We start from the raw sequence: 3,113 nt of genomic DNA, 5'->3' as shown, positions 1-3,113 counted from the left end.
TGGTTGCGGGGACAGGATTTGAACCTGTGACCTTCAGGTTATGAGCCTGACGAGCTACCGGGCTGCTCCACCCCGCGCCAACGAGCGCGGCCGCACGAGGCGGCCGGACTGTTCCTCCCTTGTGGGGAGGGATTATGAATGGGTTCTTGTCCGTTACAGCGCGCTGGCTTCAAAGCCTGGCGACGACCTACTCTTCCATCGCTTAAGCGATAGTACCATCGGCGCAGTCTGGTTTCACGGCCGAGTTCGGGATGGGATCGGGTGGGTCACAGACGCTATGGCCACCAAGCTATGGAGCCAGCGCGTTATAACGGGTTGTTAGAAATCGTGATTACCTTTGCTGGAGATCATCCTGATCAACGCTGTCGTTGATGGTGGGACTCTCAGGTGCGAATAGAGCAATTAGTATCGGTTAGCTCCACGCGTTACCGCGCTTCCACATCCGATCTATCAACGTCGTGGTCTTCGACGGCTCTATGATATCTTATCTTGAGGGAGGCTTCCCGCTTAGATGCTTTCAGCGGTTATCCCGTCCATGCATAGCTACCCTGCTGCACCGTTGGCACGATGACAGGTCCACCAGAGGCATGTTCAACCCGGTCCTCTCGTACTAGGGTCAACTCCTCTCAAATATCGACGCCCACGGCAGATAGGGACCAAACTGTCTCGCGACGTTCTGAACCCAGCTCACGTACCACTTTAATTGGCGAACAGCCAAACCCTTGGGACCTGCTCCAGCCCCAGGATGTGATGAGCCGACATCGAGGTGCCAAACAACCCCGTCGATATGAGCTCTTGGGGGTTATCAGCCTGTTATCCCCGGCGTACCTTTTATCCGTTGAGCGATGGCCCTTCCACGAGGGACCACCGGATCACTATGACCGACTTTCGTCTCTGCTCGACTTGTCAGTCTCGCAGTCAGGCTGGCTTATGCCATTGCACTCTAACAGCCGGTTTCCAACCGGCCTGAGCCAACCTTCGCGCGCCTCCGTTACTCTTTAGGAGGCGACCGCCCCAGTCAAACTACCCGCCACAGAGGGTCCCTGAACCAGTTTCATGGTTCGAGGTTAGACATCAGAAAACAACAGGGTGGTATTTCACCTATGGCTCCACATCGGCTGGCGCCAATGCTTCAAAGCCTCCCACCTATGCTACACAGTTCTTTCCTAATGCCACTCTGAAGCTGCAGTAAAGGTGCACGGGGTCTTTCCGTCTAACCGCGGGTACTCCGCATCTTCACGGAGAATTCAATTTCGCTGAGCATGTACTGGAGACAGTGGGGAAGTCGTTACGCCATTCGTGCAGGTCGGAACTTACCCGACAAGGAATTTCGCTACCTTAGGACCGTTATAGTTACGGCCGCCGTTTACCTGGGCTTCATTTCGGAGCTTGCACCCCTCCACTTAACCTTCAGGCACCGGGCAGGCGTCAGACCCTATACGTCGTCTTGAAGCCGACTTAGCAGAGCCCTGTGTTTTTGCTAAACAGTCGCTACCCCCTGGCCTGTGCCCCCCATAAGTGCTTGCGCATATATGGGGCCTCCTTCTTCCGAAGGTACGGAGGCAATTTGCCGAGTTCCTTCAGTACACTTCTCTCAAGCGCCTTGGTATACTCTACCAGACCACCTGTGTCGGTTTCGGGTACGGTCTATACGGTGGGGCTATTTCCTGGAACCTCTTCGAAGCACGTCCAATCCGATAAGGACGTACAACACACGAGATCCGTCACACACCACCAGGCCCACGAATATTAACGTGGTTCCCATCGACTACCCCCTTCGGGCTCGTCTTAGGGGCCGGCTCACCCTGCGCGGATTAGCCTTGCGCAGGAACCCTTGGTCTTTCGGCGACAGGGCATCTCACCCTGTTTATCGCTACTCATGTCTGCATTCGCACTTCCGATACCTCCACGGCCCATTACCAGACCGCTTCGCAGGCTTACGGAACGCTCCGCTACCGCGTGATCAAAGATCACACCCTAAGCTTCGGTGCGTGTCTTGAGCCCCGTTACATCTTCGCCGCAGGAACCCTTGTTTAGACCAGTGAGCTGTTACGCTTTCTTTAAAGGATGGCTGCTTCTAAGCCAACCTCCTGGTTGTTTTGGGATTCCCACATGCTTTCCCACTTAGACACGACTTGGGGACCTTAGCTGTAGGTCAGGGCTGTTTCCCTCTTGACGACGGACCTTAGCACCCGCCGTCTGTCTCCCGGATAGTACTCGTTGGTATTCGGAGTTTGGTTAGAGTTGGTAGATCTCGCGACCCCCGCATCCATCCAGTGCTCTACCCCCAACGGTATTCATCCGAGGCACTACCTCAATAGTTTTCGCGGAGAACCAGCTATTTCCCGGCTTGATTGGCCTTTCACCCCTAAACACAACTCATCCGGTAACTTTTCAACGTTAATCGGTTCGGACCTCCAGTGGGTGTTACCCCACCTTCATCCTGGTCATGCCTAGATCGCCGGGTTTCGGGTCTAATGCATCAAACTAAGTCGCCCTATTCAGACTCGCTTTCGCTGCGCCTACACCTAACGGCTTAAGCTTGCTTGATACATTAAGTCACAGACCCATTATGCAAGAGGTACGCAGTCAGGCCATAAAGACCCTCCTACTGCTTGTAGGCATTCGGTTTCAGGTACTGTTTCACTCCCCTCATCGGGGTGCTTTTCACCTTTCCCTCACGGTACTTGTTCGCTATCGGTCATGCACGAGTATTTAGGCTTGGAGGGTGGTCCCCCCATGTTCAGACAGGATTACACGTGTCCCGCCCTACTCGAGTCCTGATACATCACTTTCGCATACGGGACTGTCACCCGCTATGGTCAGCCTTTCCAGACTGTTCTGCTAGTTGAATATCAGGCACTGGCCTGGTCCGCTTTCGCTCGCCACTACTTACGGAATCTCGGTTGATGTCTTTTCCTCCAGGTACTGAGATGTTTCAGTTCCCCGGGTTCGCTTCACCAAAACTATGTATTCATTTCGGTGATATCCTTCCCATTTAACTCCAACACTGATTGCTCAGTCTTGAAATTAAATGGTGAGGATGGGTTTCCCCATTCGGAAATCGTCGGGTCAAAGCTTGCTCACAGCTCACCGACGCTTATCGCAGCGTG

General features: G+C 54.0%; 1 tRNA gene and 2 rRNA genes (1 of these 3 cut by a window edge). All 3 read right to left on the bottom strand.

Annotated elements, in window-relative coordinates:
* Positions 1–77: transfer RNA gene (locus CHB74_RS21235), tRNA-Met, on the bottom strand.
* Positions 78–174: 97 nt separating this feature from the next.
* Positions 175–289, bottom strand: a 5S ribosomal RNA gene (gene rrf / locus CHB74_RS21230).
* Between the two features lie 93 nt (positions 290–382).
* Positions 383–3,113 (bottom strand): 23S ribosomal RNA (locus tag CHB74_RS21225) (it continues 61 nt past the right edge of the window).

The sequence above is a fragment of the Edaphosphingomonas laterariae genome, from assembly GCF_900188165.1.
In the GTDB taxonomy this organism is placed as follows: domain Bacteria; phylum Pseudomonadota; class Alphaproteobacteria; order Sphingomonadales; family Sphingomonadaceae; genus Sphingomonas_E; species Sphingomonas_E laterariae.
Note: the sequence above shows the minus strand (reverse complement) of the source record. Positions and strands in the feature narration are given on the sequence as shown.